General features: G+C 66.9%; 5 protein-coding genes. 2 read left to right on the top strand and 3 right to left on the bottom strand.

What is annotated here, in order from left to right:
• Positions 1-207 precede the first annotated feature (207 nt).
• The gene (locus ETD83_RS41015) at positions 208-840 is read left to right on the top strand and encodes a hypothetical protein (RefSeq protein ID WP_138650635.1); all 633 of its coding nucleotides are present in this window, start codon (positions 208-210) and stop codon (positions 838-840) included.
• Between the two features lie 16 nt (positions 841-856).
• On the opposite strand, the gene ETD83_RS41010 is transcribed toward ETD83_RS41015, so the two are convergent.
• Together ETD83_RS41010 and ETD83_RS41005 are read right to left on the bottom strand one after the other, a co-directional pair.
• Positions 857-1,408 (bottom strand): cob(I)yrinic acid a,c-diamide adenosyltransferase, encoded by a 552-nt coding sequence (locus ETD83_RS41010; protein WP_138650634.1) that lies wholly within the window; start codon positions 1,406-1,408, stop codon positions 857-859.
• A 105-nt stretch (positions 1,409-1,513) separates the two neighbouring features.
• A complete protein-coding gene (locus ETD83_RS41005; protein ID WP_138650633.1) occupies positions 1,514-1,864 on the bottom strand; it encodes a VOC family protein in 351 nt (116 codons plus the stop codon).
• A 58-nt stretch (positions 1,865-1,922) separates the two neighbouring features.
• Between ETD83_RS41005 and ETD83_RS41000 the strand changes: the two genes are divergently transcribed.
• The gene (locus ETD83_RS41000; RefSeq protein ID WP_138650632.1) at positions 1,923-2,483 is read left to right on the top strand and encodes a TetR/AcrR family transcriptional regulator; all 561 of its coding nucleotides are present in this window, start codon (positions 1,923-1,925) and stop codon (positions 2,481-2,483) included.
• 101 nt (positions 2,484-2,584) lie between these two features.
• Here the strand turns inward: ETD83_RS41000 and ETD83_RS44100 are convergent.
• Positions 2,585-2,797, bottom strand: a 213-nt coding sequence (locus tag ETD83_RS44100) for a DNA glycosylase AlkZ-like family protein (protein ID WP_329603075.1), incomplete at its 5' end; no start/stop codon positions are given.

Here is a 2,797-nt window from a genome sequence, read left to right as displayed (position 1 = left end):
GTCCCGGCCCGCCCGGCCTGGCTCGGCCTGGGCTCCGGCTTCATGGCGCGATGGGTGACGTCGATATTGCGCGGGGCCTGTTTTGTGGTGCCTTAGCGCTTCGTTCGATCTGTTCGGCGTCCCGTACAAAGCAGGGCAAATACCCATATCTGCGACTTGTATCCGTAGTGAGACCCCTCTCGGTTGGGCGAAGCTAGAGTTCTGCAAGTGAACAACTCGCCTCAACCCTCCCCGTTCGCGAAATTCGTGACGCGAGGCATCAACCCCGTCGGCTTCGCGCTAATCCTGTTCGCGTTCCTGTTTCTGCCGTGCGCCACCATGTCGTCCTGGGAGTTCCCTTCCCGTGTGGAGGAGATATCGCCCTTGGAGTCTCTCCTCGACATCTCCTCGACCGGTGCGAACATGGCAGTCCACCAGGACGACTACCGTTGGCCGATCGTCATCCGCCTGCTCGCCATCGTCACACTTCTCGTCATGGCGGCGGGTGTGGGAACCACCCTTGCCCGCCCCGCGCGGAAGCGATCCCTGTACGCCTCCGTCGTCGCGGCGGCGTCCGGCGTGCTGCTGGTGGTGACCGGGGTGTCGGCCGTCGTACGGATGGAGAGCGCCGCGCGGGAGTTCCTCTCCGTCCTGTTCTCGTCCATTCCGAAAAGCGAGAGCGCACCCCTGATCAACCAGTCCGGCGACGCGGTCGGGCTGGGGGCCGGTTTCTGGGTCGCCCTCGTCGGCCTCGTATTGATAGCCGCGATCAACTTCATCGTGCTGCTCCGCGCCCGGGCGGCCACCCGGCTCAATCCCGCGGACGCTTGTGTCGACCGTTCGGACGGCACAGCCAGGTAGCGGTGAAACCGGAGTCCTATGGGGAGGGGCTCCATTTGCGGTCTGTAACACCGGCGGTGGAATTGGCGTAGCGGGCCAGGACGAACAGGAGGTCGGCCAACCGGTTCAGATACACGGCGACATGATCACTCACCGCCTCGGCGCGGCGCAGCGTGGTCACCCGCCGTTCGGCGCGGCGGCATATGGCCCGCGCCAGATGCAGAGTCGCCGCCTCGGGCGTTCCGGTCGGATGGATGAAGCTGGTCAGCTCGGGCAGCTCGGCCTCAAGCGCATCGATCGCCGACTCAAGTCGCGTGACCTCTTCGCCCGCCAGCCGCGGAACGGAGCCGCCCCCACCGGTGCGGTCAGGCGCCATGAGCTCGCAGCCGACCACGAACAAGCAGTCCTGGACCTCGGCAAGGACCCTGGCCGCCTTGTCGGGCAATGACGCGGCGGCCGCGACACCGATGGCCGCGTTGCATTCGTCCACCGCGCCGATCGCCTCCATGCGGCCATGGTCCTTGTCCAGGCGGCGTCCGCCCCAGATGCCCGTCTGTCCGCCGTCCCCCTTGCGCGTATAGATCTTCATCGTCCGACACTCTCATTTTCAGGTGACCGGAGACATTCATCCCCTGCCGGAGCACACGGCGAATCACCGCACAGAGCCGTCGCGCGTCCACCCCATGCGTCGGTGTTACGAGACGTTCTGATCTGCTGATTGGTCCATGACGTAGATGGTGGCCCCGCCCGGGTCCCGGTAGGTGGCCAGGAAGCCGCCGGGGATCTCCGAAGGCGCTTCCACCACGGCGAGCGTCTCCGCCCGGGCCGCGTGGAAGACCTGGACGCTGTCGACGACGAACAGCGGCCCGACCGGGGCGTCGGGGTCGTTGGCGTCGAGCATGATCTGGACCTCGGTGCCCGGCAAGGCCAGCGCGACGGTCGTGTCGCCTTCGCGCCACATCTCGGTGAAGCCGAGGCTGTCGCGGTAGAGGGCGAGGGATGCCTTCAGGTCGGTGGTGGGGACGAACAGGAACTCAAGCTTCATGGTGCATCCTTCCTTCACGTAACTAGATTTACGCACAGCATAACGGCATTATGGACGGATGCGCGAATGGATCCCGGTATCGACATCCCCCAGGGGCAGGCTCGCGCTCGCCGCCGTCGAGGCGTTCGGGACGCGCCCGTTCGCCGAGGTCACGGTCGCTGAGCTGGCGGCCGCAGCGCAGGTCACGACAGGGGCGCTGTACCACCACTTCGGTAGCAAGCTCGGGCTGTACGCCTTCGCACGGCAGGACGTCGAGCGGCGTCTGCTGGACCGGATGGAAGGCGCGATAGCGGCCTCCGAATCGGCTTCGGGGTCGCGATCCACTCCGGCGGCGGCGTCGGATCGCTCGGCGGCCGTGACGTCCGCGATGCTCGTCGGCCTGGACTTCGCCGTGCGCGAGGGCTTCCTTCACATCTTGGGAGACCCGCCCGCAGGCACAGACCACGACCGGCTGGCCGAGATGCTCAGCCAGAGCATCGGCCCGGCGGCACCTCTTCTGGGGCGGGTCCTCGCGGCGGCCTGGCGCGCGGCACTGGCGGCCATCGCGGACGGCGCAGAGCCGGAAGACGCCCGCGCTGCCATCGCGGCTCTCAGACTCCACATCCCCAACGGCGCATGAACGCTCACACGGGGCCTGCCAGCCCATCCAGACCGTCTGGGACTGGCGCAGTGCTAGACCGACCCTTGCGGTCAATTCTGAGCGCTGTTCAGGAACGGTTGTCAGTCGAGTTGGAGGGTGGTGGTGGAGGCGTTGGTGTGAGTGGCGATTGTGGTGGCGTCAGGGGTGAGGGCGTCGCGGAGCTGGGCGGGGGGTGTGGTGAATGGGTGGAGTTTTAGGGTCAGGTGGTCGCCGGATCGGTGTTGGCGCCATGTGCCGCCTATCTCGGCGTCCAGGAGGAGGACGCCTGGGTTCGCGGCTGGTCGCCACACCGT

It is taken from the genome of Actinomadura soli, assembly GCF_005889715.1.
Lineage (GTDB): Bacteria > Actinomycetota > Actinomycetes > Streptosporangiales > Streptosporangiaceae > Spirillospora > Spirillospora soli.
Note: the sequence above shows the minus strand (reverse complement) of the source record. Positions and strands in the feature narration are given on the sequence as shown.